Source organism: Spongiactinospora sp. TRM90649 (assembly GCF_029382225.1).
Lineage (GTDB): Bacteria > Actinomycetota > Actinomycetes > Streptosporangiales > Streptosporangiaceae > Spongiactinospora.
The window spans coordinates 317,638-343,696 of the sequence record NZ_JARLTC010000006.1; the positions used below are offsets into that span (position 1 = coordinate 317,638).

Here is a 26,059-nt window from a genome sequence, read left to right on the forward strand (position 1 = left end):
CGGGCGGCACTCGCGGCCTTTGGGACGCCCCTCGGGCGGCCGGCGCCACGCAGGGGGAGCGGGGCGGGATGCGCGCGTATCGCGAGGGGGCGCGCGCGATCGACGGCGGAAAAGGGACCAAAACCCCCGCTCCCGCCGGAGGGGACGGCGGCCGCACGTCTCTGCGCGACTGGCGGGTCCGCACCCGCCTGATCACGCTGGTGCTCATCCCCACCCTGGCCGGAGTCATCCTCGGCGGCCTGCGGATCGCCGACTCCGTCGCCGAGGCGGGCGAGTACGAGCGCGCGGGCGAGATCGCCTCCCTGGCCATCCTGCTCGGCGGCCTCGCGCACGAGGTCGAGCTCGAACGCGACCTCGCCGTCCGCTTCGTGGCCGCGGGGCGGGCCGCCGAAGACCTCGACCGGCTGCGGCTGCACGAGCAGGAGACCGTGGACCGCCTGCGGCAGCGGGTGAACGCCCGCCTGAGCGAGGCGACGGCCGACGAGGGGCCGAGGCGCCTGACCGGCAAGATCGACCAGGTCCGCGCCCGGCTGAAACAGCTCGACGACATCCGCTTGGCCGTGTCGGGCACCCAGGTGTCCGCCGAGCCCGTGCTGTACCGCTACGACGCGCTGATCGGCGACCTGCTCGCCGTCCACGGGGAGATCGCCCAGGGCATCTCGGCCGACGCGGAGGAGCTGACCGCAGGGGCGGCCGCCTTCGCCGCGCTCGCCCAGGCCAAGGAGCACGCGTCCACCGAACGGGCCGTGCTGTCGGTCGCCATCGCCTCGGGCTCCTTCACCACGACGCTCCTCGACACCTTCGTCACCGCCCGCGCCCAGCGGGAGAGCGCCCTGGCCGCGTTCGACGCCACGGCGACCCCCGCGCAGCGCCAGGCCTACGACGACACCGTCACCGGGCAGCGGGTGGACCGGGCCGAGCACATGCGCCTGCGCGCGCTCATCGCCGCGACCGGGCAGGCCGCGCCCGGCATGAACCCGCTCAACCCACGCGACCTGGACCGCTGGTTCGACGCGTCCAGCGACACGATCAAGCGGATGCGGCTCGTGGAGATCGGCCTCGGCGGCTCGATCGTGTCCGCCGCCGACCGATCGCGCGCCGAGGAGAGCGGCAACGCGCTGGTCGTCACCCTCGTGGTCGGCGCGCTGCTGCTGGTGGTCCTGCTGATCACCACGCTGATGGCCAGATCGCTGGTGGGCCCGCTGCGGCGGCTGCGCGACGCCGCGCTCGAAGTCGCCGGGCGCAGGCTCCCCGAGACGGTCAACAGCCTCCGGGAGGGCGGCGAGGCACCCACCCCGGAGGACCTGCTGCCCGGGGCGGTCACCCGCGACGAGATCGGTGAGGTGGCCCGCGCGTTCGACGAGGTGCACCGCGAGGCCGTACGGCTGGCCGGCCAGGAGGCCGCCCTCCGCAACAACGTCAACGCGATGTTCGTCAACCTCTCCCGGCGCAGCCAGACCCTCGTGGAGCGCCAGCTCACCATGATCGAGTCACTCGAACAGGGCGAACAAGACGAAACCCGGCTCGGGAACCTGTTCCGGCTCGACCACCTGGCCACCCGCATGCGCCGCAACAGTGAGAACCTGCTGGTCCTCGCCGGGCAGGAGCCCGCGCGGCGCTGGAGCCAGCCGGTGCCGCTCATCGACGTGGCCCGCGCCGCCCTCTCGGAGGTCGAGAACTACGAGCGGGCCAACCTGCGCATACCCAGCGGCCCGGCCGTCCTGGGCAGCGGCGTCAACGACGTCGTGCACCTGCTGGCCGAGCTGCTGGAGAACGCGATCTCCTTCTCGCCGAGCGAGACCGTCGTGACCGTCTCCACGAACCGGATCGACGGCGGCGGGCTGATGATCTCGGTCAGCGACTTCGGCATCGGGATGACCGGCGCCGAGCTGTCCCAGGCCAACTGGCGGCTGGCCAACCCGCCCGTAGTGGACGTCTCGGTGTCGCGGCGGATGGGGCTGTTCGTGGTAGGACGGCTGGCGCTGCGACACGGCATCCGCGTCCAGCTCCGCCAGCAGGAGAACGGCGGGCTCACCGCCATGGTGCTCCTGCCGGACGCGCTGCTGGCCGCGCCGGACGAGTGGAGCCACGCCTCCCGGGCGGCGCACGAGCGGCAGGCGGCGCTCGCCGGGCCGTCCACGCCGTTCGACGCACCCGGACCTGTGAGCGGGCCGACGGGCGGGCCGGTGAGCGACCCGATGTTCGCCGGGGGCCACGGCGGAATCCCCGGCGGCGTCCCCGGCGGCTCGGTGTTCACCCCGCAGGACGGGTCAGGGGGCCGCGCGGAGTCCTGGGAGGACCCGTACGGCGGCCCTTCGGGGGGCTGGGCCGTACGGGTGCCCCGGCAGGGCTCCTACGCCGCCCACGACGCCTATGACGGCTACGACCCGGCCGAGGCCACCGGGCCCATCGAACGGATCACCGGCATCCACGACAGGGCGCTGGACAACGCCGCGAACGGCGTCGGCCCGCCCGGCCCGCCTGAGGAGCGCCTGCCCGTCTACTCGACGGTGGAGTCCGACTGGTTCCGCGCGCCGGACATCCCCGAACACCCGGACGTTCCCGAGGGACCGGCGGACGACGCCTCCTCCCCGTGGATCTCCCCGGCCGATCCCGGCTTCCGGGCCGCGGATCGGGTGGCCGACGGTCCCACCCGTGGCGGCGTCACCGGGATCGGGCTGCCCAGGCGGGTCCCCAGGGCAAACCTGGTGCCCGGCGCCGTCGAGGGCACCGGGCCTCCGCCGCCGCCCTCGGCGCCGGTCGCCCGCCGTCCGGCCGTGTCGCCGGAAGTGGTCCGCGATCGCCTGTCCGGCCTCCAGCAGGGCGTACGGCAGGGCCGCGCCGAGGCGCGCGGGGAGCCGGAGGACGGCCGAGCGCGCCCAGACCTCATCCGGAACGTCGAAGCGAGCGAGGAGGACTCGTGACCGAGCGGGTTCGTCGGCACTTCACGATCACCTGGAAGCGGGCCACCGAGGAGGGGCAGTGCGAGAGCTGAGCCAGGCGGCGCGCGGGATCAACTGGCTGATCACCGACTTCGTCCACAACGTGCCGGGGGTGGCGCACACGGTCGTGGTGTCCTCGGACGGCCTCCCGCTGGCCTTCTCCGAGGGCTTTCCGAGAGACCGGGCCGACCAGCTCGCCGCCGTGGCGGCGGGCCTGATCAGCCTCACCCAGGGGGCGTCGAGGGTGTTCGAGGGAGGGCCGGTCACCCAGACGGTGGTGGAGATGCAGCGCGGGCTGCTCCTCATCATGTCCATCAGCGACGGGTCGTGCCTGGCGGTTTTGGCCGCGGCCGACTGTGACATGGGTCTCGTGGCCTACCAGATGACGCTCCTCGTGGAGCGGGCGGGACAGGTCCTCACGCCCGCCGTCCGCGCGGAGCTCCAAGCCGCGCATCCGCGGTGATGGCCGGGACCCTAGGAGGGCGCCGTGACAGGCCACGGCTTTCATGAAGACGGCCATCCCCGGGAGGGGCGGTCGTACAACCCCATGGACGACCCCACCCGGCCTCCGGGTGGGGCGCACTATGTCGCGCCGCCCCCGGCCTTGGAGCAGAGCTCCCTGGTCAGGCCGTACGCCGTGACGGGAGGGCGCACCGCGCCCCGCACGCAGCTCGCCGTGGAGGCCCTGGTCTCCTCGTCGACGTCCCTACATCACGATCTGACCCACCGGCCTCCCGAGTACCAGGCGATCAGCGCCCTGTGCCGGCAGGTGCGGTCGGTCGCGGAGATCTCCGCGATGCTGCGTGTCCCGCTCGGCGTCACCAGGATCCTCGTCGCCGACATGGCGGCCGAGGGTCTTGTCCAGGTGCACCAGACGACGCTGGAGGCGGGCAAGCCGGATCTCAACCTGTTGGAAAGGGTGCTCAGTGGACTTCGCAGGCTCTAGCCGGAACGGCGGCCTGACCTCGACGAAGATCGTCGTGGCCGGTGGTTTCGGCGTCGGGAAGACGACGTTCGTCGGCGCGGTTTCGGAGATCTTGCCGCTCACCACGGAGGCGGTGATGACGAAGGCGAGCGCGGACATCGACGACACCGCGCTGACGCCGCACAAGTCGACCACCACCGTGGCGATGGACTTCGGCCGCCTCTCGCTGGACCGCGACCTGATCCTCTACCTGTTCGGCACTCCGGGACAGCACCGTTTCTGGTTCATGTGGGACGACCTGGTGCGCGGCGCGATCGGCGCGGTCGTGCTGATCGACACCCGCAGACTGGCCGACAGCTTCCCCGCCGTTGACTACTTCGAGGAGGCCGAACTCCCCTTCGTGGTGGCGGTCAACGGGTTCAACGGGGAGTACTCCCACACCGAGCAGGACCTGCGCGAGGCGCTGACCCTGGCCCCGCACATCCCCATTGTCAAGACCGACGCGCGAGCCCGCGAATCGGTCAAGTCCACCCTGATCACCTTGGTGGAACACGCTCTGACGATCCGCATGGCCGTACCGGGGACGGGACGCTGAACGCCTCCCAGCGGTTAGGCTGGGAGGCTGAGTCGCAGGACGCCGCATGAAAACATGCGCGACTGCGCGACCTGACGCACGACCTGACGCGCAGAGGCTGGCCATCACGTGTTCGAGACGCTTTCCGACCGCCTGACATCGGTCTTCTCCTCCCTTCGTGCCAAGGGACGCCTGTCCGAAGCCGACATCGACGCGACCTGCCGCGAGATTCGCATCGCGCTGCTGGAGGCCGATGTCGCACTGCCCGTGGTCCGGGCGTTCGTCGCCCAGGTCAAGGAGCGAGCCAGAGGGGCCGAGGTCTCCCAGGCGCTCAACCCCGCCCAGCAGGTCGTGAAGATCGTCAATGACGAGCTGATCGAGATCCTGGGCGGCGAGACGCGCCGGCTGCGGCTGGCGAAGACCCCGCCGACCGTCGTCATGCTGGCGGGCCTGCAGGGCTCAGGAAAGACCACGCTGGCCGGCAAGCTGGCCCGCTGGCTGCGCGACCAGGGCCACGCGCCCTTGCTGGTCGCCGCCGACCTGCAGCGCCCCAACGCCGTGCAGCAGCTCGCCGTCATGGGCGAGCGCGCCGAGGTCGCGGTCTTCGCGCCCGAGCCGGGCAACGGCGTCGGCGACCCGGTCGACGTGGCCCGCCGCTCCATCGAGCACGCCAAGCGTCAGCAGCACGACGTCGTCATCATCGACACCGCGGGCCGGCTGGGCATCGACGCGGAGCTGATGCGCCAGGCGGCCGACATCCGCGACGCCGTCACCCCCGACGAGATCCTCTTCGTGGTCGACGCCATGATCGGCCAGGACGCCGTGACCACGGCCCAGGCGTTCATGGAGGGCGTCGGCTTCGACGGCGTGGTGCTCACCAAGCTCGACGGCGACGCCCGCGGCGGCGCGGCCCTCTCGGTGCGGCACATCACCGGACGGCCGATCATGTTCGCCTCCACCGGTGAGAAGCTCGCCGACTTCGACGCCTTCCACCCCGACCGGATGGCCTCGCGCATCCTCGACATGGGCGACGTCCTCACCCTGATCGAGCAGGCGCAGAAGACCTTCGACGAGGAGCAGGCCGCCAAGATGGCGGGCAAGCTCACCTCGGGCGACGGCTTCACCCTCGACGACTTCCTCGAGCAGATGGCGATGGTCCAGAAGATGGGCCCCATCAAGAACCTGCTCGGGATGATGCCCGGCATGGGGCAGATGCGCGACCAGCTCAACCAGATCGACGACCGCGACCTCGACCGCGTCGCCGCCATCATCCGCTCCATGACCCCCGCCGAGCGCACCGACCCCAAGATCATCAACGGCTCCCGCCGGGCGCGCATCGCCCGCGGCTCGGGCGTCAGCGTCACCGAGGTCAGCAGCCTGGTGGTGCGCTTCTTCGAGGCGCAGAAGATGATGAAGCGCGTCGCGGGCGGCATGGGCCTACCGGGCATGCCCGGGGGGGGCGCGCGAAAGAGCGCCAAGGCCCAGAAGAAGGCCAAGAAAGGCCGCAGGGTCAGCGGAGACCCGCGCAAGGCCGCGTTGGGCAAGAAGCCCCAGGGCGGCGGCGAGAGCGGCATCCCCGCGCCCAAGGTCCCCGGCGCGGGCAAGCTGCCCCCCGGGTTGCAGCTCCCGCCCGGTTTCGACCCTTCCAAGCTCAAGCTTCCCGGCCAGAATTGACCAAGTCTTCGTGTGCGGGGCGGCCACATCGGGCCAATCCGTTCACGATGCACCTGTGATTGCGCCGCATGCCGTTCTGTCTGGCACAATGGCATGTTGGAACAACACGGCCATGCGGGTGCCCTCTCACCCCCGCCGGTCGTCTGTCCCTCGGACGGTCTTCCCGTCGTGCCCCACTCGATGAGACGCCGTTCACCCACGCTCAAATGTCCAGGAGAGACCACACCCGTGGCAGTCAAGATCAAGCTCAAGCGGCTCGGAATGATCCGCAACCCGCAGTACCGCATCGTCGTCGCCGACAGCCGCACCAAGCGTGACGGCCGGGCGATCGAAGAGATCGGTCTGTACCACCCGAAGGAAAACCCTTCGCGCATCGAGGTCAAGTCCGAGCGCGCCCAGTACTGGCTCGGTGTCGGCGCCCAGCCGACCGAGCCCGTGCTCAAGCTGCTCAAGCTGACCGGCGACTGGCAGAAGTTCAAGGGCGAGCCCGCCCCGCCGCCGCTGCTGGTGGCAGAGCCCAAGCCCGACCGCCACGCGATCTACGAGGCCGCCGCCAAGGAGTCGCTGTCGGGTGACACCGGCGCCGCCGCCACCACGCAGCGCAAGTCGCGGAAGTCGCAGAAGGCCGAAGAGCCCGCCGCCGACGCCGCCGCCGCTCCCGCCGCCTCGGCCGAAGAGACTTCGGAAGGCGGGGCCTGAGGTGCTTGAGGAGGCCCTTGAACACCTGGTCAAGGGCATCGTCGAGCACCCCGACGAGGTCCGTGTCCGCGCCCGGCGCATCCGCACCGGGCGTGTGCTGGAGGTCCGGGTCCACCCCGACGACCTCGGCAAGGTCATCGGCCGTGGCGGGCGTACCGCCAAGGCGCTGCGCACCGTCGTCAGCGCCTTGGCCGACGGTAAATTCGTTCGCGTCGACCTGCTCGACCTGAACGAAGCCCGCTGACACCCCGGTCGGCCCGCGACTCCGCGTCGTGGGCCGCCCGCGTTTCCCGGGGCGCCCGGCGGGCGCCATGGAGGTTGGTTTTCCCGTGCAGCTTGTCGTGGGACGCATCGGCCGGCCGCACGGCGTGCGCGGCGAGGTCAGCGTGGACGTGCGGACCGACGATCCCGGGCTGCGCTTCGCGCCCGGCGTCTCCCTCGCCACCGATCCGCCCGCCTCCGGCCCCCTGGTGATCGAGCAGGTCCGCCCGCACGCCGGGTTCCTGCTGATCAGGTTCGCCGGGGTGCACGACCGCGACGCCGCGGGCGATCTGCGCGGCGTGCTGCTCCTCGCGGAGTCCGACGATGCCCCGCCGCTCGACGACCCCGACGAGTTCTACGACCACCAGCTCATCGGCCTCTCCGTGACCACGTCCGCCTCGGCGGCGTCCGGCGGCGGAGGCGAGCGGGTGGGCCGCGTCACCGACGTCCTGCACCACGGCCAGGACCTCTTGGTCGTACGGCGGGACGACGGCCGCGACGTCTACGTGCCGTTCGTGCGCGCCCTGGTGCCCGAGGTGGACCTCGCGGCCGGGCTGCTCGTCGTGGACGCCCCGCCAGGCCTGCTCGACCCGGACGAGGCCGTCTGAGGACCCATGCGCATCGACATCATCTCCATCTTCCCCGAGTACTTCGCGCCGCTCGACGTCTCACTGATCGGCAAGGCGCGCGAGCGCGGGATCCTGGACATCTCCCTGCACCAGCTCCGCGACTGGACCCACGACGTCCACCGCACCGTGGACGACTCGCCGTACGGCGGTGGTCCCGGAATGGTGATGAAACCCGAACCCTGGGGTGAGGCGATCGACGCCGTCACCGCGGCCGGCGCCGGGGAGCCCCGGCTCGTGGTGCCCACGCCCAGCGGGCGGCCGTTCACGCAGGAACTGGCGATGGAGTACGCCGCCGAGCCGTGGCTGGCCTTCGCCTGCGGGCGCTACGAGGGCATCGACGCCCGGGTGATCGACGAATACCGCGGGCGCATGCGGGTGGACGAGGTCGGCATCGGCGACTACGTGCTCGCCGGGGGTGAGGTCGCCGTCCTGGTCATGGTGGAGGCGGTCGGACGCCTGCTGCCCGGTGTGCTCGGCAACGAGCTGTCGGCCACCGACGACTCGTTCGCGCCGGGCACGATGCGCAACCTGCTGGAAGGGCCGGTCTACACCAAGCCGCCGGAGTGGCGGGGGCGGCGCGTGCCGGAGATCCTGCTGTCCGGGCACCACGGGAAGATCGCCAGGTGGCGGCGTGACGAGGCGCTCCGCCGTACGCTGAGCAACCGGCCCGAGCTGGCGGCCGGGCTCGACGACGAGTCGCTCGACAAGCGCGACCGCGAGGTCCTCTCCGAGCGCGGCGCGGACGCCTGACGGGCGTCTGATCGGAGCCTGAGCGGAGCTTGATCGGACCGGTCGATTTCGATGTGGCCGGAAGATGTGGCAAACTGAGTCGCTGTTGCCGACTGTCCATCGGTCGGTCAGGCACGGCCGGGTTCGTTGACCCGGCATCTCAGACCCTGTACGTCAAACCAGTCAGCTCGCGCGTCCGCCGCGATGCCGCGCCTAGCCGCGCGGCCGGGTGGACCTCCGCGCGCTCGCCGTCTTATGAGGGACCGCCGTCATGCACACGCAGATCCAGGAGATCGAGAAGGCCTCGATGCGCAGCGACGTCCCGGACTTCCGTCCGGGCGACACGCTTGAGGTTCACGTCCGCGTCGTCGAGGGCAACCGGTCCCGTATCCAGGTTTTCAAGGGATTCGTGCTGCGCCGCCAGGGTGGTGGCGCGCGGGAGACCTTCACCGTCCGCAAGGTCAGCTACAGCGTCGGCGTTGAGCGCACCTTCCCGGTGCACAGCCCGGTCATCGAGAAGATCCAGCTCGTGACCCGTGGTGACGTCCGCCGCGCGAAGCTCTACTACATGCGCGATCTGCGCGGCAAGGCGGCCCGTATCCGCGAGAAGCGTGAGGCCCTGCCCACCGCCAAGTGATCGCGTTCGTCCGCGCCAGGGGTGTGGACCAGGTGAGCCGATCGTCCGAATGGCCCGCACCCCTGTGGTGCGGGCCGTTCACGTTCCCCTACCAGGGGACATATCCGGACTCTCAACCTGAATGGGGCAATCATGATCGTGACCGGTCCCGACCCCGGCGCGGGCGGCGACGCGCGGGTCTTCAGGGGCGATCTGCCCGCCCTCCGGCGCCGGGCATCATCTAGGCTCGTCAGCGATGGCTAACGACGACCCGGGGTCTGGCGCGACCGCGCATCCCCCTGCCGAGGACGAGGTGCACGTGGTCGCGGAAGAAACCAAGAAGACCGCGAAAAAACGGGGCAAGGACAAAAAGGGTTCGTTCTGGCGTGAGCTGCCCGTCCTGGTGGTCGTGGCGCTGGTCCTCGCGTTCGTCATCAAGACGTTCGTGATCCAGGCGTTCTACATTCCGTCGGAGTCCATGGAGAACACCCTGCTCACCAATGACAGGGTCCTCGTCAACAAGCTCGTGTATCACACCCGTGACATCGAGCGCGGCGACATCGTGGTCTTCTCCGGCGTCGACTCCTGGGACGGCGAGGTCCAGTTCGAGGAGCCGTCGAACCCGGTCGCGGGCTTCTTCCGCTGGGTCGGCACGGCCTTCGGCGTCGTGCCCGGCGAGAAGGACTACATCAAGCGGGTCATCGGCATCCCCGGCGACAAGGTGAAGTGCTGCGACCCCAAGGGCCGGATCACGGTCAACGGCACGCCCATCGAGGAGGAGGGCTACCTCTATCCGGGCGACGTGCCGTCCAACAGGTACTTCGAGGTCACCGTCGAGCAGGGCAGGCTGTGGGTGATGGGCGACCACCGTTCGGTCTCCCTCGACTCGCGCTCGCACATGGGCGATCCCGGCGGCGGCACCATCCCCGCCGACCACGTCGTGGGCCGGGCCTTCGTCATCGTCTGGCCGTTCTCCCGCGCCGCCACCCTGCCCATCCCCGAGACGTTCGCCCAGCCGGCGCTCAAGGCCGCGGGCGCCGTCGGAGGGGCCGCCCCGCTGCTGCTCGGGCTCGCCGGGGCCGTGCCGGTGGTGCTGGTGCGCCGTCGTCTGACGCGAAGGCGGTAGCCGTACCCGATGACCGTGACCGACGGAGACAAGGACAACACCGACCGGCCCGGCGACCCGAACGAGTCCGCCGCCGGCAAGCCCGGCGGCGAGGCCGAGGGTAAGGCCGACGGCGTTGCCGACGGCAAGAAGCGCGGCACCCTACGCGAGACGATCGGCCTGATCGCCCTCGGCGTGGTCGTCGCGCTGCTGCTGCAGGCTTTCGTGATCGGGCAGTTCTGGATCCCGTCCGGCTCCATGGAGAACACCCTGATGGTCGGCGACCGCGTCGTCGTCAACAAGCTGAACGGCGCGGCCGACCGCGGCGACATCGTGGTCTTCAAAGGCTGGGACGGTCAGGACACCATCAAACGGGTGATCGCGGTCGGCGGCGACACCGTCGAGTGCTGCGACGCCAAACGCCTGTCGGTCAACGGCGTGCCTCTGGACGAGACCTACATCCATCCCGACGACTACCCCTCCAAACAGCGGTTCAAGGAGAAGTTGCCGAAGGGCAAGCTGTGGGTGATGGGCGACCACCGGTCGGGTTCGTCCGACTCCCGGGAGATCTACCACGGCCCGATCGACGAGGACGACGTCATCGGGCGAGCCTTCGCGATCGTCTGGCCCTTCTCCCGGGCGACCATTCTGTCCAGGCCCGAGACTTTCGATCGGGTCCGATAGCTTTCGGTGATCCGGAGCGCGTAACCTCGATGCTGTCATGACTGATGTGTCGCGCCCCCCCGCGCCGGCGTTCCGGCCCCGTCCGAGCGTCGTCCGGCGGGACTCGGGCCTCTACGCCTACGAACGGGCCCTGGCGCGGCGCGGGCTCACGCCCATCGCCGGAGTCGACGAGGCGGGCCGTGGAGCCTGCGCCGGGCCACTCGTGGTGTCCGCCGTGGTGCTCGGCCGCCCGATCGACGGGTTGTGCGACTCCAAGCTCGTGGTGCCGGCCGTACGCGAGAGGCTCTACGAGCGCGTCCTGGCGACCGCCAAGGGCGTCGCCACCGTGGTGATCCCGCCGGAGGAGATCGACACGCGCGGCCTGCACAAGTGCAACATCGCGGGCATGCGCCGCGCGGTGGCGCGGCTCTCCTGCGAACTCGGCTACATTCTCACCGACGGCTTCCCGGTCCCCGGCCTTCCGGCGCCCGCCCTGGCCATCTGGAAGGGCGACCAGGTCGCGGCATGCGTGGCGGCGGCGTCCATCGTCGCGAAGGTCACCAGGGACCGCATCATGGCGGAGCTGGACGAGCGTCACCCCCAGTACGGTTTTGCCTTGCATAAGGGGTATGTCACCCCAGGTCACCGGCTTGCCCTCGCCAACCACGGCCCTTGTCCGCAACATCGTTTCTCCTTCGTCACAGTGGCGCGTTCGGGGCTGGGTAGCGAGATGGGTGAGAATGAAGTGGGGGCCGGTGTCGCCTGATCGGGCGGCCCGGGAGGCACGTGACAGGAGGACGGGATGAGCGCAGAAGATCTCGAAAAGTACGAGACCGAGATGGAGCTGCAGCTCTACCGTGAGTACCGCGACGTCGTGGGGTTGTTCACCTATGTCGTAGAGACCGAGCGTCGCTTCTACCTGACCAACTCCGTCGACCTGGACGTCCGCACGGCCGAGAACGGCGATGTCTTCTTCGACGTGAAGATGCAGGACGCCTGGGTGTGGGACATGTACCGCCCCGCCCGCTTCGTCAAGAACGTCCGCGTAGTCACCTTCAAAGACGTCAACGTCGAAGAACTGGCCAAGCCCGACCTTGAAATGCCCAAGGAGGGCTTCTCCTCCTAACCCCCACCACCCCACCCTCCCGCCGGCCCACCCCCACCGGCCCGCCTCTCCCTGCCCACAAACCCCTCCACCCCCGCCTAACCCCACCCCTTAGGTCACCACCCCGTTTGGGTCACCACGCCGTAGTCCCCACCCCCCATAGGCACCGGCCTCCCCCCAGAACGGCTCGCCTCGCCCGCGGCCTCCGCCCGGCGCGGCCCGTCGGCAGTACGGCCCTCAGCGCTCCGCCGTCCTATCGGCCCACCGCACCTCGGCCCCACGAGGCACGGCCCATCTGCGACCGCACGCCCCCAGCGCTTCGCCGTCCACCTCGTAGGCCCTCCGTGCGAGTGTCCGCGAGCCCCTGGGGCCCGGCACGGGCGATCAGCAGCCTTGTGGGGCAGCGCCGTCAGCCCGTAGGTCTCGTACCGCTCGCCCCAAGCCACGGCGCATGAGGCGCCCACCATTCCGAAGCCACTCCCCGGCTGCGCGACCGCACGGCGCCCTTATCCACAGAGCCTGATCACGACTGGTGCCCGCTTATCCACAGAACGTGGTTCTCCTCGCTCGGGGCGCGACGAAAGGGGAGAAGGTCGTGGCCGGAGGTGGTCACCTTGGCGGCCAAGGACGATCTTGGTAAACGCGGCGAACAGATGGCCGTGGATTTCTTGCGGGCGCGCGGATGGGAAGTCCTCGACCGCAACTGGCGGTGCCGGGAGGGTGAGCTAGACATCGTCGCCCGCGACGGGCAGGCGCTGGTCGTGGTGGAGGTGAAGACCCGGTCCGGTCGCACCCACGGCACCGCGCTGGAGGCGGTCAACCCGCTGAAGCTGGCCCGCCTGCGGTTCCTGGTCGGTCGGTGGCTGGCCGGGCAGGCCGTCCGCTTCGACACGGTGCGGGTCGATGTCATCGCCCTCGAACGCTTCGGCGCGGCGTACTCGCTCCACCATGAGCGGGGGGTGTGCTGAATGGCCGTCTCCAGAACTCGCTGTGTCGCCCTGGTGGGCGTCACCGGTCACGTGATCGAGATCGAGGCCGACATCTCCAACGGTCTCCCCGGCGTCCACCTGATCGGGCTGCTCGACACGGCTCTCAGCGAGGCCCGTGACCGCGTCAGGTCCGCCGTGATCAACAGCAGGTACGGCTGGCCGGAGACCCGGGTGACGATCAGCCTGTTTCCGGCGAGCCTCCCCAAACGCGGGAGCCAGTTCGACCTCGCCATAGCCGTCAGCCTGCTGGGCGCCGCCGGGATCGTGCCCAGGGAGCGGGTCGCCGAGCCGTTCTTCCTCGGCGAACTCGGTCTCGACGGACGTGTCCGGGTGGTCCGCGGCATTCTCCCGTCGATCGTCGCGGCGGCCGACGCGGGCGCCGCGAGTGTCGTGGTCCCCGCGGGCAACGCGGCCGAGGCCGCCCTCGTCCCCGGTGTGACGGTCATACCGGTGGAGCATCTGCGCCAGCTGGTCGAGTGGCTGCGCGAAGGCGATCCCGCCCGCCCGCCGTCCTGTGAAGATCTGGCCGGGCCGAATCCCACCGGAATTGGAGAGACCATGCAGCGCCCCGCTCCCGACCTGCGTGATGTGGCCGGTCAGCCGATGGGGCGCAAGGCGCTGGAGGTCTGCGCGGCGGGTGGGCACAACCTCTGGATGCTCGGACCACCGGGCACCGGCAAGACCATGCTGGCGGAGCGCCTGCCCACGCTGCTGCCTCCGTTGGGGTTCGATCACGCCCTGGAGGTCACCGCGATCCACTCCATCGCGGGCGCGCTGCCATCGGGGCAGCCGCTGCTCTCGGCGCCGCCGTTCGTCAGCCCGCACCACACGGCGACGGTCGCCGCAGTCGTGGGCGGCGGCACCTCCGTTCCCCGGCCCGGAGCGGTCTCCATGGCCCACCGTGGTGTGCTGTTCCTCGATGAGGCGCCCGAGTTCGCCTCATCCGTCCTCGACTCACTGCGCCAGCCACTGGAGTCCGGCGTCGTCACTGTCTCGCGTGCGGCGGGAACCACCACCTTCCCGGCGCGTTTCATGCTCGTCATGGCGGCGAACCCCTGCCCGTGCGCGCAACCCGCGAGCCCTTCCGAGCCCTGCCAGTGCACGCCCATGGTCAAACGGCGCTATCTGGCCCGCCTGTCCGGGCCGTTACTCGACCGGGTCGACGTCAAGGTCGCCGTCATCCGGTCGAGCCGTCGCGAACTGCTGGCCGACCGTCGTTTCGCCGAGCCGAGCACGGTCGTGCGCGAGCGCGTCGTCCAGGCCCGCGAGCGGGCCGCCAAACGGCTGAACGGCAGCCCGTGGCTCACCAACTCCGAGGTGTCCTCCAGTGCGCTGCACAGCGACCTGCGGCCTCCGGACGACGCGATGAAGCCGCTCACGGCCTGCCTCGACAGCGGTTCGCTCAGCGCCAGGGGCCTCGACCGCGTCACCCGCGTGGCCTGGACCCTCGCCGATCTGGCGGGCAAAGAGCGCCCCGAGGTCGACGAGACCAACGCCGCGCTCGCCCTGTGGCTGGGGGTGGGCCAGTGACGGCCGACGAGGAGAATCCGCCCGACGCCGGTGGCATGCCGGAGAGAGACGACAGTCCGATGCTCGCCCAGACTCAGATGGACGACGGCCATCCGCCGTCTCCCGCCCCTCACCAGCACACAGGTGGCGGTGGGGCGTTGGTACCGGTCGGGGGCCCGGCAGGTGCCTGCACCCGGGATGAGGGGCGCCTGGCCAGGGTGGCTCTGATGCGGGCGGGCGAGTCGGGCGATCCGCTGCTCGGCCGGCTGGTGGAGACGAGCGGCCCGGTGGAGGCGCTGGCCCAGATTCGCGGCGGCTCCCTGGCGGCGAACAGCGCCGGTGTGCTGGCGCGTGACAGCGGCAGGAGCCCCAGCGACCTTCAGACGCGCGTGGCGGCGTGGCGGGCCCGCCTGCTGGCGGTCGATCCCGCCCGTGACCTCGCGACCGGATACTCCCAGGGGGCCAGGCTGGTGGTCCCCGGTGATGTCGAGTGGCCCACCCAACTCGATGACCTGGGGGTGAGCCGTCCTACGGGGCTGTGGGTCAAAGGTGCGGCCGATCTTCGGTACTCCTGCCTGAGGTCCGTCGCCGTCGTCGGGGCGCGCGCGGCCACTCCGTACGGCGTGCACGTCGCCACCGCCTGCGCCGCCGAGCTGAGCGAGGCGGGCTGGTCGATCGTCTCCGGCGGCGCCTACGGCATCGACGCCGCCGCGCACCGGGGCGCGCTGGCCGGGGAGGCGGCGACCATCGCGGTGCTCGCCTGCGGAACCGACTACTGCTACCCGTCGGGCCATCACGACCTGTTCGCCGCCGTGCGAGAGCGTGGAGCGCTGGTCAGCGAGTCGCCTCCTGGCATGTATCCCACTCGGAGCCGATTTCTCGTACGAAACCGCCTCATCGCGGCCCTCTCCAGAGGAACCGTCGTCGTCGAGGCGGCCCTCCGGAGCGGCGCGCTCAACACCGTCAACCACGCCCTCGCCCTGCACCGCCACGTCGGCGTGGTGCCGGGTCCGATCACGTCCGCGGCGTCCGCCGGTTGCCACCTGCTGCTGCGCCAGGGCAAGGCCCAGTGCGTGACCGGCCCGACCGAGGTGATCGATCTCATCGGCGGCATCGGCGCCGACCTCGCCCCGGAACCCAGAGCCCCGGTCGTCCCCCGGGACAGCCTCAGCGCCGAGGCCCGTGCCGTCCTCGACGCCGTCCCATCCCGCGGTCGCGGAGCCGGCCCGGCCACCATCGCCGTCGCCGCGGGCGTAGACCTGGCCACCGCCCTGAGCCGCCTCGGAGCCCTCGCCGCCGCAGGCTATGTCCAACACGGCCCGAACGGCTGGCGCCTGAGGTTCCGCTCATGACGTCCCGGCCGGAGGTGACGGCCGGCGGCCTTCCACGCACGATCTCGCCGCGTGTGCGGCGGCCTATGGGCGTTCCGCGTCCGAGGTGTCCGGCGCCGGCTTTCTGACGGCGGTCCGGGCCGATTCGGCGAAGCGGGAGGATTCGCGAGCATAGTGGGGAAGGGAGATCGCGGGCGATGAGAAGGAAAGGTCGGGGGTGGGAGGCTTGCAGACGCCGGAGGAGGCGCGTGCGGCGTTCGAGAGGCACCTGCGGCTGGAGCGCGGGCTGTCGCAGAACACCGTGTGGGCGTACCTGACCGACATCGAGGGGCTGCTCGGGCACCTGCGGAAGACGGGCGTCGAGAGCTTGGCCCAACTGGACATCGGCGTGCTGCGGGCGTGGTTGGCCGAGCAGCACCGCGCCGGGCTCTCGCGCGCCACGCTGGCCCGCCGTACGGCATGCGCCCGCGCGTTCACGACGTTCGCCCACCGGCGAGGCTGGCTGGCGGACGACCCAGGACTGCTGCTCGGCACGGCCAAGGCCGGGCGGGAGCTGCCCGCCGTCCTCGGACAGGACGACGCGCGGGCCGTCCTCGACGGCGGCGAGCGGGAGGGCGCGAAGGCCCTGCGCGATCAGGCGATCATGGAGGTGCTCTACGCCACCGGAGTCCGCGTCGCCGAGTTGTGCGGCCTCGACGTCGATGACGTCGATCGCGAACGCCGGACGCTGCGGGTGCTCGGTAAGGGGGGAAAGGAAAGAAGCGTCCCCTTCGGCGCCCCGGCCGCGCACGCCCTCGACAACTGGTGCGTACGCGGCAGGCCGCTGTGGATCAGAGAGGGCACGGGCCCGGCGTTGTTCCTCGGAGCCAGGGGCGGGCGCATCGACGCGGGCACCGTCCGCAGGGTGGTGCACGCCCGGCTGGCGGAGGTGGAGGGTGCGCCCGACATGGGTCCGCACGGTCTGCGGCACACGGCGGCCACGCACCTGCTCGAAGGGGGCGCGGATCTCCGTAGCGTGCAGGAGATCCTCGGCCACGCGTCCCTGAACACCACCCAGATCTACACCCACGTCTCCATCGACCGGCTCAGAGCCGCCTACCGCCAGGCGCATCCCCGAGCCTGACCCCAGGTCGCTCAGCGGTGTCTGCGATGTCCGGGCGGGTCGGGAAGACGTGGACTCTGGCTTGGACGCATGGGCGCGCCGCCGGAGACCGGGAGGGCGGCCCGGTCCGGCGGCGCGTGGGGCGGTCACAGCGTGATGAGGAGTTGGACGGCGATCAGGATGTCGAAGACGCCGCACCATTCCGCGTATGAACGGGAGACCACCTTGTCGTGCTTCAGGTAGAAGAAGTCCCAGATGCCGTGCAGGAAGAAGCCTGCGGCGACCGCGTATTGACCGAGGACCGGATTCATGATTAGGCCGGCCAGGGCGAAGGCGCCGAAGAGGATCATGCCCAGGGCCTGGATGCCGAACTCGCCCTCTTTGAGTAGTTCGATGTCCAGGGCGCCCCAGATCAGCACGAGGAGCGCCACCCCGGCGAGGACGGCGGACGGCTCGATCACGTCCAAGACACGTAGCGTTAAGAGTGATCCGAACAGGACGAAGAGCACCGGCCAGGAGGACGCTCGCCGTCGTAGCCGGGTGACCACCAGGTAGAGCAACGGAAGCAGGAGCAGCAGCTCTGCCATGGACCGCGCGCCATCGGGGGAGTCGTTGGCACCCCATGAGAGGGCCGCGACAACCGCCGCGGTCGCGGACGGCCAGCGCCGGAGCAGGACCGGGAGCAGACGGCGGGGCGAGGATGAGGTCGTCTCAGGCATGGGAGGCACCGCCGTACTCGGCGCGGCGGCGCAGCATGAGCAGGAACATCAGCGGCAGCATCGCCAGGTGTTCGAGGAGCATCAGGTCGTCGGCCGAGATCATGTCCAGCCACAGCAGCGGGAACAGGGCGATGGCCGGGGCGAACATGGCTGCGGACATCTCCAGCGTGCTCGCCCAGCCGTGCCCCCGGAAGCGCATCCAGACGATCATGCCGACGGACATGTCGAAGGCCATTTCGAGGGTGGCGAGTTCCGTGAGGTGTGACGGGAACTCCAGCCCCATCAGCGCGAGCACCCCGCGCGTCGCGCCACCGAGGATCGCCATCCCGACGAACATCGCGGCGATCATCTCCAGGTAGTGGCGGAGAAAGTGCCACCAAGCGTGTCCACGGCCTTCGTGAGCGCCCTTGGAGGACCGTGTCCGGATCACCTCCGACGCATCGGTCTGGGGTCCGGTTTCGGCCGCGCCGGGTTCAGCGACCTCGGCCCTAGCTGCGCGAACCCCGGCGTTGCCGGGTGTGGCGATGCTGAGTCCGGTGGCGTGGCGCCTGGCCCCGCGGAGTCCGGTGGTGTGGTCACCGCTGGTGCTATGGGTGGTGGCTTCGCGTGTCGTGGTGTCGGCGCCGGCGGCGCGGATTCCGGTGGTGTTGGGGCCGGTGGTCTCCGATGTGGTGGTGTCCGGTCCGGCCGTTTGGGGGGCGGTGGTGTGGGGTGTGGTCATGGGGGGCTCCGATCTGGTGTGAGGCCGGGTGTTTGGCCTAGGTCCAGATTGGTGGCGGGGAGGGGTGGCTTGTAGTGCCGTAACCGCACCTGGGGGCGTGGGGGTGTCATGCGATCTCGTGACGTATGTAACTTGGCTGGATCCGGGTGGACGCTGGCACAATGACCGCGTGCGTGACGGGGCGGGCGGGCGTTCGACGGGACTGCGGAACTTCCGTTGGTACACGTGGTGGAGCCTGACGGCGAGCATGGCCGTCTTTCTGCTGCTCTACTCCAGGCGGTGGGTGCGGAGCCCGGACGTCGTGGGGTGGCCCAAGGGCGTCGCCATCGTGGCGCTGGTCGTGTTGACCGTGGCCGCCGTGGTCTTGTTCAGCCTGCGGGTGCTCCGGGCGGCCCGGGCGCATCCCGCTCACCTCGGGCCCGCCACGGTGCGATGGCTGGTGGCCGGGAGTCTGTCCGCGGTCGTGCTCGGCGTGATCTCGCTGGTGATGGGTGACCATGAGCTGTGGTCGCTCGCGCCCGCGACGATGCTCTCGATCATCGCCGTCTTCCTGGCACCAGGCAGGCGGCGGATCCTGATCGCCTCGGGCGTGGTCGCCGCCGCGGTGATCGGCGCCGGGGCGGGGCTGCTCGCCGGTGAATCGTGGCTTTTCGCCGCCGCGTTCCCGGCCGGGATGGTGGCCGTCGCCGCCTGGGCCACGCTGGGCATGCTCTGGGCCTGGGACGTCGCCGAGCGGCTGGACCAGGCCAGGGAACTGGCCGCCGAGGTCGCGGTCAAGGACGAACGGCTGCGCTTCGCCGCCGACCTGCACGACATCCAGGGTCACCACCTGCAGGTGATCGCGCTCAAGGCGGAACTGGCCGCGAGGCTCGTCCAGGCCGACCCCGCCAGGGCGGAGGCGGAGATGCGGGAGGTGCAGCGGTTGTCCACCGACGCGCTCAGCGACACGCGCGCCGTCGTGCAGGGCTACCGTCGTACGACGCTGGAGGCGGAGATCGCCAACGCGGCCAAGGTGCTGACGGCGGCGGGCATCGACGCCCGGATGGCCGCTGACCCTGACGCGGCGGAGCTGTCCTCGGCCGGGCGCCACCTGCTGGGGCTGGTCATGCGGGAGACGACCACGAACGTGCTGCGGCACAGCCGGGCACGGCACGCCGAGGCCGCCTACCAGGTGTCGGACGGCCTGGCCCGCCTCCGAGTGGCCAACGACGGCGTCTCGGACCCGCCGCGCGGCGACACGGGCACCGGCCTGGCCGCCCTGGCCGAGCGTCTCCAGGCCGCCGGTGGCTCGTTGACGTGGGCGCGTGAAGGTGATCGGTTCGAGGTGGTCGCGACGCTCCCGGTCGAGGTCGCGGCGGGCGTGGCCGGGTGAGCCGGATCGTGTGCGGAAGGGACGGCATGGGCGTGCTGGTCGGGAGCGTGGTCCGTAGTGAAACGGGCGCGTTCCGGGAGCTGATGGCGGCGGAGGCCCGATGATCCGGCTCTTGATCGCCGACGACGAGGACATGCTCAGGAGCGCGCTGGCGGCCCTGCTGGAACTGGAGCCGGACCTCGACGTCGCGGCGCAGGCGTCGACGTCGGCCGATGCCGTGCGGCTGGCCAGGGAGCACCGCCCCGACATCGCCGTTCTCGATCTGGAGATGCCTCCCGCCGACGGGCTGCGCGCCGCCGAGGAGATCCGAGCGGAGCTGCCCACCCGGATCATCCTGGTCACCAGGCATGCTCGTCCGGGTGTGCTGCGCCGCGCGCTGGCGGCCGGGGTGCAGGGGTTCGTGCCGAAGACCACCCCGGCGGCCAAGCTCGCCGAGATCATCCGTGACGTGGCCGCGGGCCGGCGCTATGTCGATCCGCACATCGCGGCGTCGGCGCTGAGCGAGGACGACTGCCCGCTGACCGAACGCGAGCTTGAGGTCCTGCGCGCCTCGCGCACCGGGGCGTCGATCAACGAGATCGCCGACCAGGTGCATCTCGCCCCGGGGACCGTGCGCAACTATCTGTCGGCGGCCATGACCAAGCTGGGCGTGGCCTCCCGCCACGCCGCCGCGCACCGCGCCTGGGAAGAAGGCTGGATCTGATCACGCTGGACGGCGGGGACGGCCACAAGGGGAGCAGCCTGATCGGGACGCCGCCGAGGAGCAGCAGCGGATCGAGGTAGGCGCTGCCCCTGCGCAGGCCCCAGTGCAGGCAGGAGACCGGGCAGTGGCCGGGGCGGCCGGGGGCGGTGGTCTCGACGACCCCGAGCGGATCTCCGGCGGCGACGGCCTGCCCCCGGCGCACCGAAGCCTTGACGGGGAGGTAGGTGGTGCGCAGCCCACCCTCGTGGGTGACCGTGACGACGCCTCGCCCGCCGACCGGCCCGGCGAACCCGACGACGCCGGTGCCGGGGGATCGGATGGTCTCGCCGGGATCGGCGCGTAGATCGACGCCCCGGTGCCCGGCGAGCCATGGTTCGGCGGGCGGCGCGAAGTGGCGGATGAGTTGCGGCCGCCCGCCGACCGGCCACTGCCACCGCCAGTGCCACCGCATCTGCCACTGCGAGTGGCGGTCGGTGGGGACGGTGCCCCCGCCGGGTGGTGGCGCTTGCCCGGGCACGGTGGGGAGGGTGAGCTTGCCGGGCGATGGTGCCGGCAGTCGGGCGGTCGGGACGGCGGGACTGGTGGGCGATGACGTCGGCAGGAGGGCGGCGAGAGCGGCGAGTCCGCCCGGCGATGACACCGGTAGGAAGATGGCGAGAGCGGCGAACGTGGTTAACGCGGTGAAACGGGCGCGTGCCGGCGCTGGTGGGATGGTGAGCATCCGCTCAGCGTGCCGGGGCAGCGGCCGGTGCTCGCCGGCCGAACCGGATTCTGTGGATAATCCGCCGCTGTCCATGGCCGGGGCCTGTGGATGGTCTAGCTGGTGCGGTGGCGGGAGGCGGCGAGGGTGAGCACCACGGCCGCGTAGGCGCAGAGCACGGCCAGCCCCGCCCATCCGGGCAGCGGGAAGTACCCGTTCATGGGTGCATAGTAGGCCACGGCCTGGGGGTACTCCGTCGCCGTCTGCTGGACGGCGAACGCGGCGGCGGGGGTGACGCGCAGCAGCCAGCGGGTCACCTCGTCCGGTAGCAACGGCACGACGCTCACGACGTAGGGGAGGACCAGCAGGGCCGTCACGGACAGGGGCGCGACCACGGGCCGCCGTACGAGGGCGGCGAACGCGAATGCGAGGACGGCGGCGACGCCGGTCAGTACGGCGACGCCCACGACCACACCCGCGTCGATGACAGAGAACCCGCTACCGCCGGAGGGCGCGAGCGCCACGCCGACCGGAAGGGCGACCGCGGCGGAGACCAGCCCCACGAGCCCGGCGGCGACACCCACCACCAGCGACCGCCTCACCAGGGACCCGCCATCGCCCACGAGCCCGCCGCCCACTTCCCTCGCCGCCGCCGCCGGCGGTTGCGGTCGCGACATCGCGGGTTGGTCAGCGGGTGTGGGGCCGTCCTTCGCCTCTCTCGCTGGCAGCGGTCGGGCCGCCGAGTTTCGGCGGGCGGGTGTGGTGGCGAAGCGGGTGGCGGTTGTGATGATGATGATCAATGCGAGGGGGAGGCCGAGGAGGAAGCGGCTTTCCGGGCTGCCTCCTTCGGGGATCGGGCCGATGTCGCCGCTGCCGGAGATCGTGAAGGTGCCGCCGGACTCGACGAGGCCGGGGGCCCGGTGGTACTTCTCCCAGTCCGTCTCACCCAGCTTGCCTACCGGGCCGCCGCTCCACCCGGCGACCGGCGCTCCCTCCACCCGGACCGAGTCGAAGACGGCGGTGGCCTGGGTGAAGCGCGATTCCGGCAGTCTCGCGCCGAGACCCGTCCGTCGCAGGGTCAGGTCGCCGGGGGAGGCGGCGAACATGCCGATCAGGGCGGTCGGCGGCAGTCCGGGAAGGCGCGCGGCTCCGACTTGCGTCCATCGCGTGCCGTCGGGCGACTCGTGGCCGGTGATGGTGTCGCCCGAGCGGGTCAGGCGCAGCCAGCGCGGTGATCGGGCGGAGACGCCGCCGCTCCGGCCCGCCGTGTCGTGGACGTAGTCGTACTGCATCCGGACGCCGTGGTCGCCGGTGACCATTAGCGCGGCGTAGGAGGATCCCTGGCGGGTGCCGTCCTTGATGATGACGCCGCCCTTGGCCCAGGGCACCACTCCGGGGACGAGCTTGTCGTGGTCGGGTGGGGGGTAGGTGATGATGCCGGTCAGCGAGGTCAGGCGCACGGTGATGGAGCCGTTCCGTCCCAGCGGCCGGTGCACGAAGTAGAACTTGTCGCTGATCTCGCGCCCGTCGGGTCCCCTGGGCTCGGTGGGGCACGGCACCTCGACCGGGCCCTCGCTGCACGAGTTCCACGAGGTGAGCCCCGGCAGCACCTCGAACAGGATGATGAGCGGCACCGCGACGGCCAAGGCGATCAGCCGTCCGCGGCTGCGGAACCTCGCCCACTCGTGACGTGGGAATACGGTTGCCTTCATGCGGCGGTTCTACGCATTTGCCCATAACAACCGCCGAACTACCACTGTCATCTCGCTGTTAGATCGGACAGGGCATTCTGCGGGAGCGGGGGCTACCGGAAGGGGGAAGCATGGGCGGTCTTCTGCGGGGGTGGACGGCGCGGTCGCGTTTCACAGTCCTGTACGCCGCGCTGTTCCTCGGTTCCGCCGTGGTCCTGCTGGTACTCACCAACGTGCTGACGAGCGTGACCGTCAGCGAGACCGCGCCGGGGCAGGTCCCGCCGGTCGCGGTAGACGCGGGACTGGCGGCGGCGCAGCGGCAGATCCACGCGCTGCAGGCGGAGCTGTCGGAGACGCGGTCGACGCAGGCGCGTGAGCTGGTGGCGGGGTCGCTGATCGCGCTGGCGGTGATGGCGGGACTCTCGGTGCTGCTGGGCAACGCCGTCGCGGGGCGAGTGCTGCGGCCGGTGCGGACGATCACGGCGGCGACGCGGCGGATCTCCGCCGAGAACCTGCACGAACGGCTGACCGTACGGGGGCCCGCCGACGAGGTGAAGAACCTCGCCGACACCATTGACGACCTGCTGGAACGCTTGGAGGGGGCCTTCGCCGCCCAGCGCGGGTTCGTCGCCAACGCCTCACACGAGCTCCGCACGCCGCTGGCCACCATGCGGGCGTCGGTGGACGTGGCGCTGGCCAAACCGGAGCCCGCGCCGCCCGCGACCGTCGCGCTGGCGGGGCGGCTGCGGGTGGAGCTCGACCGGGTCGATCGGCTCTTGGACGGCCTGCTCGTCCTCGCCCGCGCGCAGCACGGCCCGCGGCACGCGGGGCTCGGCGAGCTCGTCCCGGTCTCGCTGGCGGACCTGCTGTCGCGGACCGTCGCCGCGCACGCCGACGCCATCGCCGCGAGGAACCTGACCCTCCACGACGATGGCCCGCAGGGCGCGGCGGCCTGGACGCTGGGCAGCCCGACGCTGCTGTCCCGCATGGCCGACAACGTGATCGGCAACGCCGTCGTGCACAACCGCGACGGCGGCTGGATCCGGGTCGCCGCCCGGACGGACGGCACGACGGCGCGGTTCGTCGTGGAGTCGGGAGGCCCGCCTCTCGACCCCGAGCACGTCGCCCGGCTGGGCAGGCCCTTCCAGCGGCTGACGCCCGACCGCACCGGCTCGGGGACCGGCTCCGGCCTGGGCCTCTCGATCGTCGCCGCGATCGCCGAGTCACACGGCGGACGCCTGGACCTGCTGGCTAGGCCGGAGGGCGGCCTGCGCGTCACCGTCTCACTACCGGTGGCCGCCCCGCCGGAAGGGGCGTGAGATGCGCATTCTGATCGTGGAGGACGCGGTCGCGCTGGCCGAGGTGCTGGGGGAGGGGCTGCGGGATCAGGGGATGGCGGTGGACGTGGCCCACGACGGGCTGACGGCCGCCGTCAAGCTCGACCTCAACGACTACGACGTGGTGCTCCTCGACCGTGACCTGCCGGGCATTCATGGTGACACCCTCTGTCAGTCGATCACCGAGCGGGAGGAGCGCCCCATGGTGCTGATGCTCACCGCGGCCGGGTCTCCAGGGGATCGGGTCAGCGGGCTGACGCTGGGCGCCGACGACTACCTGGCCAAGCCGTTCCACTTCCCGGAGCTGGTGCTGCGCGTGCGGGCCCTGGCCCGCCGGAGGCCGTTCGCGCGGGCGCGCACCCTGCGCGCGGCGGGGATCGAGCTGGACCCGGCGCGCCGCACGGCGACCCGTGACGGCAGGCGTCTCGACCTGTCGGTCAAGGAGTTCGCGCTGCTGGAGGCCCTGTTGCGGGCCCGCCCGGCGTTCCTCAGCGCCGAGGATCTCCTCGAACAGGTCTGGGACGAGAACGCGGACCCGTTCACCAACACCGTCACCGTCACCATCGGACGCCTGCGCCGCAAACTGGGCGGTCCTCCCGTCATCATCACCTCCCCGGGCGTGGGCTATCGCATCACCGATCCGGACCCGTCCGACGAGACCGGCTAGCCACGGGAGCGCCCGCGACGCAGCGGTGAGAGCCAGATCCACGGGATGGAGAGCAGCGCGCCCGCCGCGCACACCCAGATGACCGGGCGCAGGCCGAGGATCTCGCCGAGTGCGCCGCCCGCCAGCCCGCCCAGCGTCAGCACGCCTTGTACGGCGAACGCCGTGGTCGCCTTCACCCGCCCCAGGTACTCCGTCTTGATCTCTCGCACGGTCACCGTGTTCATACAGGTGGCGAAGGCGACGATCAAAGCCCCTACGCCCAGCGCCGCCGCGCCGAGCACGGCGGCCTTGACCGCGAGCGGCCCGCCGGCGAGGGCGACGATCACGTAGTCCGCCGGGAAGAGCAGCACCGAGCCGAGCAGGATCCGTTCGTCGCCGAACCGTCTCGTCAGCCGTGGGACGGCCGCCGCGCCGAGGATGCCGCCGATCCCGAAGCAGGCGGTGAGGGCTCCGATCAGGCCGGGCGGCAGGTCGAGTTCGTGCAGCGTGTAGAGCAGGTAGATCGCTATGTAGGCGCTGGCGAAGAAGTTGTGGGTGGCGCCCGCGCCGAGGAGCGCCCGCAGGGTGGGGTTGGCGACGCTCAGGTGCAGGCCGTCCCAGATGTCGCGCCACATCCCCCGGGTGGCGGCGGGGGCGTGCGCCTCGGTGGTCCTGACCGAGCGCAGCAGCAGCGCGGAGATCAGGAACGACACGGCCTCCGCCAGCACGGCCAGCGGCGCCGTCAGCGCCTGGACCAGCACGCCCGCCAGCCCCGGCCCGCCGACGGAGGCCACCGACTGGGCGGCCTGGGAGCCCGCGAACGCTTCCGTGCGCTGCTCGGCCGGTACGACGGCGAGCAGGTAGGGGAAGTCCGCCGCCCGGAAGAGCACCGTGCAGCAGCCGACCACGAAGGCCACTGCGAGCAGGTAGGGGATCGTCAGCGCGCCGAGGTACCAGATGAGCGGTACGGCCGCCGCGGCCGCCGCGGCGACCAGCTCGCAGGCGATCATCAGGGGGCGTCGGCGGGGGAGCCGGTCCGCGATCACTCCGGCGGGCAGGCCCACGAGCAGGTGCGGCAGCGTGGCGGCGGCGCCGAGCAGGCCCATCTCCATGGGGGAGGCGCCGAGGAGCGTGGCGGCGGTGAGGGGGATCGCCAGCCGGGAGACCTCCGAGCCGCTGAGCGAGATGGTGCGGGCCGTCCAGTAGAGGCGGTAGTCCCGCTGACGGCGCAGCGGTACGACCGGTCCGGGCGGTAACCCGGGGCCCTCGCCGGGACCCTTAAGTGATTTATGAAACAAACCCTTCATAGTTGTGAAG

27 protein-coding genes are annotated in these 26,059 nt (G+C 71.3%); 23 read left to right on the plus strand and 4 right to left on the minus strand.

Features of this window, described 5'->3' with window-relative positions:
* Positions 1-68 precede the first annotated feature (68 nt).
* The 18 genes from P3X83_RS08765 to P3X83_RS08850 all read left to right on the plus strand — a co-directional run bounded on the left by P3X83_RS08765 (position 69) and on the right by P3X83_RS08850 (position 16,874).
* Entirely contained in the window at positions 69-2,924 is a 2,856-nt protein-coding gene (locus P3X83_RS08765; protein WP_277304381.1) for a nitrate- and nitrite sensing domain-containing protein, read from the plus strand.
* 67 nt (positions 2,925-2,991) lie between these two features.
* Entirely contained in the window at positions 2,992-3,405 is a 414-nt protein-coding gene (locus tag P3X83_RS08770) for a roadblock/LC7 domain-containing protein (RefSeq protein ID WP_346742697.1), read from the plus strand.
* A gap of 84 nt (positions 3,406-3,489) precedes the next feature.
* On the plus strand, positions 3,490-3,888 hold the full coding sequence (locus P3X83_RS08775) for a DUF742 domain-containing protein (protein WP_277304481.1): 399 nt from the start codon (positions 3,490-3,492) through the stop codon (positions 3,886-3,888).
* A 13-nt stretch (positions 3,889-3,901) separates the two neighbouring features.
* The gene (locus tag P3X83_RS08780) at positions 3,902-4,462 is read left to right on the plus strand and encodes an ATP/GTP-binding protein (RefSeq protein WP_277304482.1); all 561 of its coding nucleotides are present in this window, start codon (positions 3,902-3,904) and stop codon (positions 4,460-4,462) included.
* A 108-nt stretch (positions 4,463-4,570) separates the two neighbouring features.
* Positions 4,571-6,115 (plus strand): signal recognition particle protein, encoded by a 1,545-nt coding sequence (gene ffh, locus P3X83_RS08785; protein ID WP_277304383.1) that lies wholly within the window; start codon positions 4,571-4,573, stop codon positions 6,113-6,115.
* Between the two features lie 228 nt (positions 6,116-6,343).
* Complete coding sequence (rpsP, locus tag P3X83_RS08790) at positions 6,344-6,814, plus strand: 30S ribosomal protein S16 (protein WP_277304384.1); 471 nt, start codon at positions 6,344-6,346, stop codon at positions 6,812-6,814.
* A 1-nt stretch (position 6,815) separates the two neighbouring features.
* Complete coding sequence (locus P3X83_RS08795) at positions 6,816-7,058, plus strand: RNA-binding protein (RefSeq protein ID WP_277304385.1); 243 nt, start codon at positions 6,816-6,818, stop codon at positions 7,056-7,058.
* 85 nt (positions 7,059-7,143) lie between these two features.
* The gene (gene rimM, locus P3X83_RS08800) at positions 7,144-7,683 is read left to right on the plus strand and encodes a ribosome maturation factor RimM (protein WP_277304386.1); all 540 of its coding nucleotides are present in this window, start codon (positions 7,144-7,146) and stop codon (positions 7,681-7,683) included.
* A gap of 6 nt (positions 7,684-7,689) precedes the next feature.
* A complete protein-coding gene (trmD, locus tag P3X83_RS08805) occupies positions 7,690-8,454 on the plus strand; it encodes a tRNA (guanosine(37)-N1)-methyltransferase TrmD (RefSeq protein WP_277304387.1) in 765 nt (254 codons plus the stop codon).
* A gap of 250 nt (positions 8,455-8,704) precedes the next feature.
* Positions 8,705-9,070, plus strand: coding sequence for a 50S ribosomal protein L19 (rplS, locus tag P3X83_RS08810; RefSeq protein ID WP_277304388.1), 366 nt, complete (start codon positions 8,705-8,707; stop codon positions 9,068-9,070).
* A gap of 235 nt (positions 9,071-9,305) precedes the next feature.
* On the plus strand, positions 9,306-10,175 hold the full coding sequence (lepB, locus tag P3X83_RS08815) for a signal peptidase I (protein ID WP_277304389.1): 870 nt from the start codon (positions 9,306-9,308) through the stop codon (positions 10,173-10,175).
* A gap of 9 nt (positions 10,176-10,184) precedes the next feature.
* On the plus strand, positions 10,185-10,838 hold the full coding sequence (gene lepB / locus P3X83_RS08820) for a signal peptidase I (RefSeq protein ID WP_277304390.1): 654 nt from the start codon (positions 10,185-10,187) through the stop codon (positions 10,836-10,838).
* 37 nt (positions 10,839-10,875) lie between these two features.
* Entirely contained in the window at positions 10,876-11,583 is a 708-nt protein-coding gene (locus P3X83_RS08825) for a ribonuclease HII (protein WP_277304392.1), read from the plus strand.
* A 36-nt stretch (positions 11,584-11,619) separates the two neighbouring features.
* Entirely contained in the window at positions 11,620-11,943 is a 324-nt protein-coding gene (locus P3X83_RS08830; RefSeq protein ID WP_030511723.1) for a DUF2469 domain-containing protein, read from the plus strand.
* A 584-nt stretch (positions 11,944-12,527) separates the two neighbouring features.
* Positions 12,528-12,890, plus strand: coding sequence for a YraN family protein (locus tag P3X83_RS08835; protein ID WP_346742693.1), 363 nt, complete (start codon positions 12,528-12,530; stop codon positions 12,888-12,890).
* On the plus strand, positions 12,891-14,441 hold the full coding sequence (locus tag P3X83_RS08840; RefSeq protein WP_277304395.1) for a YifB family Mg chelatase-like AAA ATPase: 1,551 nt from the start codon (positions 12,891-12,893) through the stop codon (positions 14,439-14,441).
* A 206-nt stretch (positions 14,442-14,647) separates the two neighbouring features.
* A complete protein-coding gene (dprA, locus tag P3X83_RS08845) occupies positions 14,648-15,772 on the plus strand; it encodes a DNA-processing protein DprA (protein ID WP_277304397.1) in 1,125 nt (374 codons plus the stop codon).
* Positions 15,773-15,977: 205 nt separating this feature from the next.
* On the plus strand, positions 15,978-16,874 hold the full coding sequence (locus P3X83_RS08850) for a tyrosine recombinase XerC (protein ID WP_277304483.1): 897 nt from the start codon (positions 15,978-15,980) through the stop codon (positions 16,872-16,874).
* 125 nt (positions 16,875-16,999) lie between these two features.
* Here P3X83_RS08850 and P3X83_RS08855 read toward each other — a convergent pair whose 3' ends face one another.
* Both P3X83_RS08855 and P3X83_RS08860 read right to left on the minus strand, forming a co-directional pair.
* Positions 17,000-17,572, minus strand: a complete 573-nt coding sequence (locus P3X83_RS08855; protein WP_277304398.1) for a hypothetical protein — start codon at positions 17,570-17,572, stop codon at positions 17,000-17,002.
* Positions 17,565-18,293, minus strand: a complete 729-nt coding sequence (locus P3X83_RS08860) for a hypothetical protein (protein WP_277304399.1) — start codon at positions 18,291-18,293, stop codon at positions 17,565-17,567. Before P3X83_RS08860 ends, P3X83_RS08855 begins: the two co-directional genes overlap by 8 nt.
* 169 nt (positions 18,294-18,462) lie before the next feature.
* Between P3X83_RS08860 and P3X83_RS08865 the strand changes: the two genes are divergently transcribed.
* The 3 genes from P3X83_RS08865 (at position 18,463) to P3X83_RS08875 (ending at position 20,711) form a co-directional block, all read left to right on the plus strand.
* On the plus strand, positions 18,463-19,665 hold the full coding sequence (locus P3X83_RS08865) for a histidine kinase (RefSeq protein WP_277304400.1): 1,203 nt from the start codon (positions 18,463-18,465) through the stop codon (positions 19,663-19,665).
* A gap of 100 nt (positions 19,666-19,765) precedes the next feature.
* Positions 19,766-20,368 carry a response regulator transcription factor gene (locus tag P3X83_RS08870; RefSeq protein WP_277304401.1) on the plus strand — a complete coding sequence of 201 codons (603 nt, stop codon included), beginning with the start codon at positions 19,766-19,768 and terminating at the stop codon, positions 20,366-20,368.
* A 124-nt stretch (positions 20,369-20,492) separates the two neighbouring features.
* Entirely contained in the window at positions 20,493-20,711 is a 219-nt protein-coding gene (locus tag P3X83_RS08875) for a hypothetical protein (RefSeq protein WP_277304402.1), read from the plus strand.
* Between the two features lie 473 nt (positions 20,712-21,184).
* On the opposite strand, the gene P3X83_RS08880 is transcribed toward P3X83_RS08875, so the two are convergent.
* Positions 21,185-22,780, minus strand: coding sequence for a hypothetical protein (locus tag P3X83_RS08880; protein WP_277304403.1), 1,596 nt, complete (start codon positions 22,778-22,780; stop codon positions 21,185-21,187).
* A 110-nt stretch (positions 22,781-22,890) separates the two neighbouring features.
* Between P3X83_RS08880 and P3X83_RS08885 the strand changes: the two genes are divergently transcribed.
* Together P3X83_RS08885 and P3X83_RS08890 are read left to right on the plus strand one after the other, a co-directional pair.
* A complete protein-coding gene (locus P3X83_RS08885; protein ID WP_277304405.1) occupies positions 22,891-24,078 on the plus strand; it encodes a HAMP domain-containing sensor histidine kinase in 1,188 nt (395 codons plus the stop codon).
* 1 nt (position 24,079) lies between these two features.
* Entirely contained in the window at positions 24,080-24,763 is a 684-nt protein-coding gene (locus P3X83_RS08890) for a response regulator transcription factor (protein ID WP_277304406.1), read from the plus strand.
* Here the strand turns inward: P3X83_RS08890 and P3X83_RS08895 are convergent.
* Positions 24,760-26,049 (minus strand): MFS transporter, encoded by a 1,290-nt coding sequence (locus P3X83_RS08895; protein ID WP_277304407.1) that lies wholly within the window; start codon positions 26,047-26,049, stop codon positions 24,760-24,762. The two genes, P3X83_RS08890 and P3X83_RS08895, sit on opposite strands and share 4 nt — an antisense overlap.
* Positions 26,050-26,059: the final 10 nt, after the last annotated feature.

Bases quoted from the DNA above. Each gene is read 5' to 3' on its own strand.
- P3X83_RS08830 (WP_030511723.1), top strand. From the start codon at position 11,620: ATGAGCGCAGAAGATCTCGAAAAGTACGAGACCGAGATGGAGCTGCAG.
- P3X83_RS08890 (WP_277304406.1), top strand. From the start codon at position 24,080: ATGCGCATTCTGATCGTGGAGGACGCGGTCGCGCTGGCCGAGGTGCTG.
- P3X83_RS08840 (WP_277304395.1), top strand. From the start codon at position 12,891: ATGGCCGTCTCCAGAACTCGCTGTGTCGCCCTGGTGGGCGTCACCGGT.
- lepB (WP_277304390.1), top strand. From the start codon at position 10,185: ATGACCGTGACCGACGGAGACAAGGACAACACCGACCGGCCCGGCGAC.
- P3X83_RS08775 (WP_277304481.1), top strand. From the start codon at position 3,490: ATGGACGACCCCACCCGGCCTCCGGGTGGGGCGCACTATGTCGCGCCG.
- P3X83_RS08870 (WP_277304401.1), top strand. From the start codon at position 19,766: ATGATCCGGCTCTTGATCGCCGACGACGAGGACATGCTCAGGAGCGCG.
- P3X83_RS08855 (WP_277304398.1), bottom strand. From the start codon at position 17,572: ATGCCTGAGACGACCTCATCCTCGCCCCGCCGTCTGCTCCCGGTCCTG.
- P3X83_RS08825 (WP_277304392.1), top strand. From the start codon at position 10,876: ATGACTGATGTGTCGCGCCCCCCCGCGCCGGCGTTCCGGCCCCGTCCG.
- dprA (WP_277304397.1), top strand. From the start codon at position 14,648: ATGCGGGCGGGCGAGTCGGGCGATCCGCTGCTCGGCCGGCTGGTGGAG.
- trmD (WP_277304387.1), top strand. From the start codon at position 7,690: ATGCGCATCGACATCATCTCCATCTTCCCCGAGTACTTCGCGCCGCTC.
- P3X83_RS08880 (WP_277304403.1), bottom strand. From the start codon at position 22,780: ATGAAGGCAACCGTATTCCCACGTCACGAGTGGGCGAGGTTCCGCAGC.
- lepB (WP_277304389.1), top strand. From the start codon at position 9,306: ATGGCTAACGACGACCCGGGGTCTGGCGCGACCGCGCATCCCCCTGCC.
- rplS (WP_277304388.1), top strand. From the start codon at position 8,705: ATGCACACGCAGATCCAGGAGATCGAGAAGGCCTCGATGCGCAGCGAC.
- P3X83_RS08895 (WP_277304407.1), bottom strand. From the start codon at position 26,049: ATGAAGGGTTTGTTTCATAAATCACTTAAGGGTCCCGGCGAGGGCCCC.
- P3X83_RS08860 (WP_277304399.1), bottom strand. From the start codon at position 18,293: ATGACCACACCCCACACCACCGCCCCCCAAACGGCCGGACCGGACACC.
- P3X83_RS08765 (WP_277304381.1), top strand. From the start codon at position 69: ATGCGCGCGTATCGCGAGGGGGCGCGCGCGATCGACGGCGGAAAAGGG.
- P3X83_RS08885 (WP_277304405.1), top strand. From the start codon at position 22,891: ATGGGCGGTCTTCTGCGGGGGTGGACGGCGCGGTCGCGTTTCACAGTC.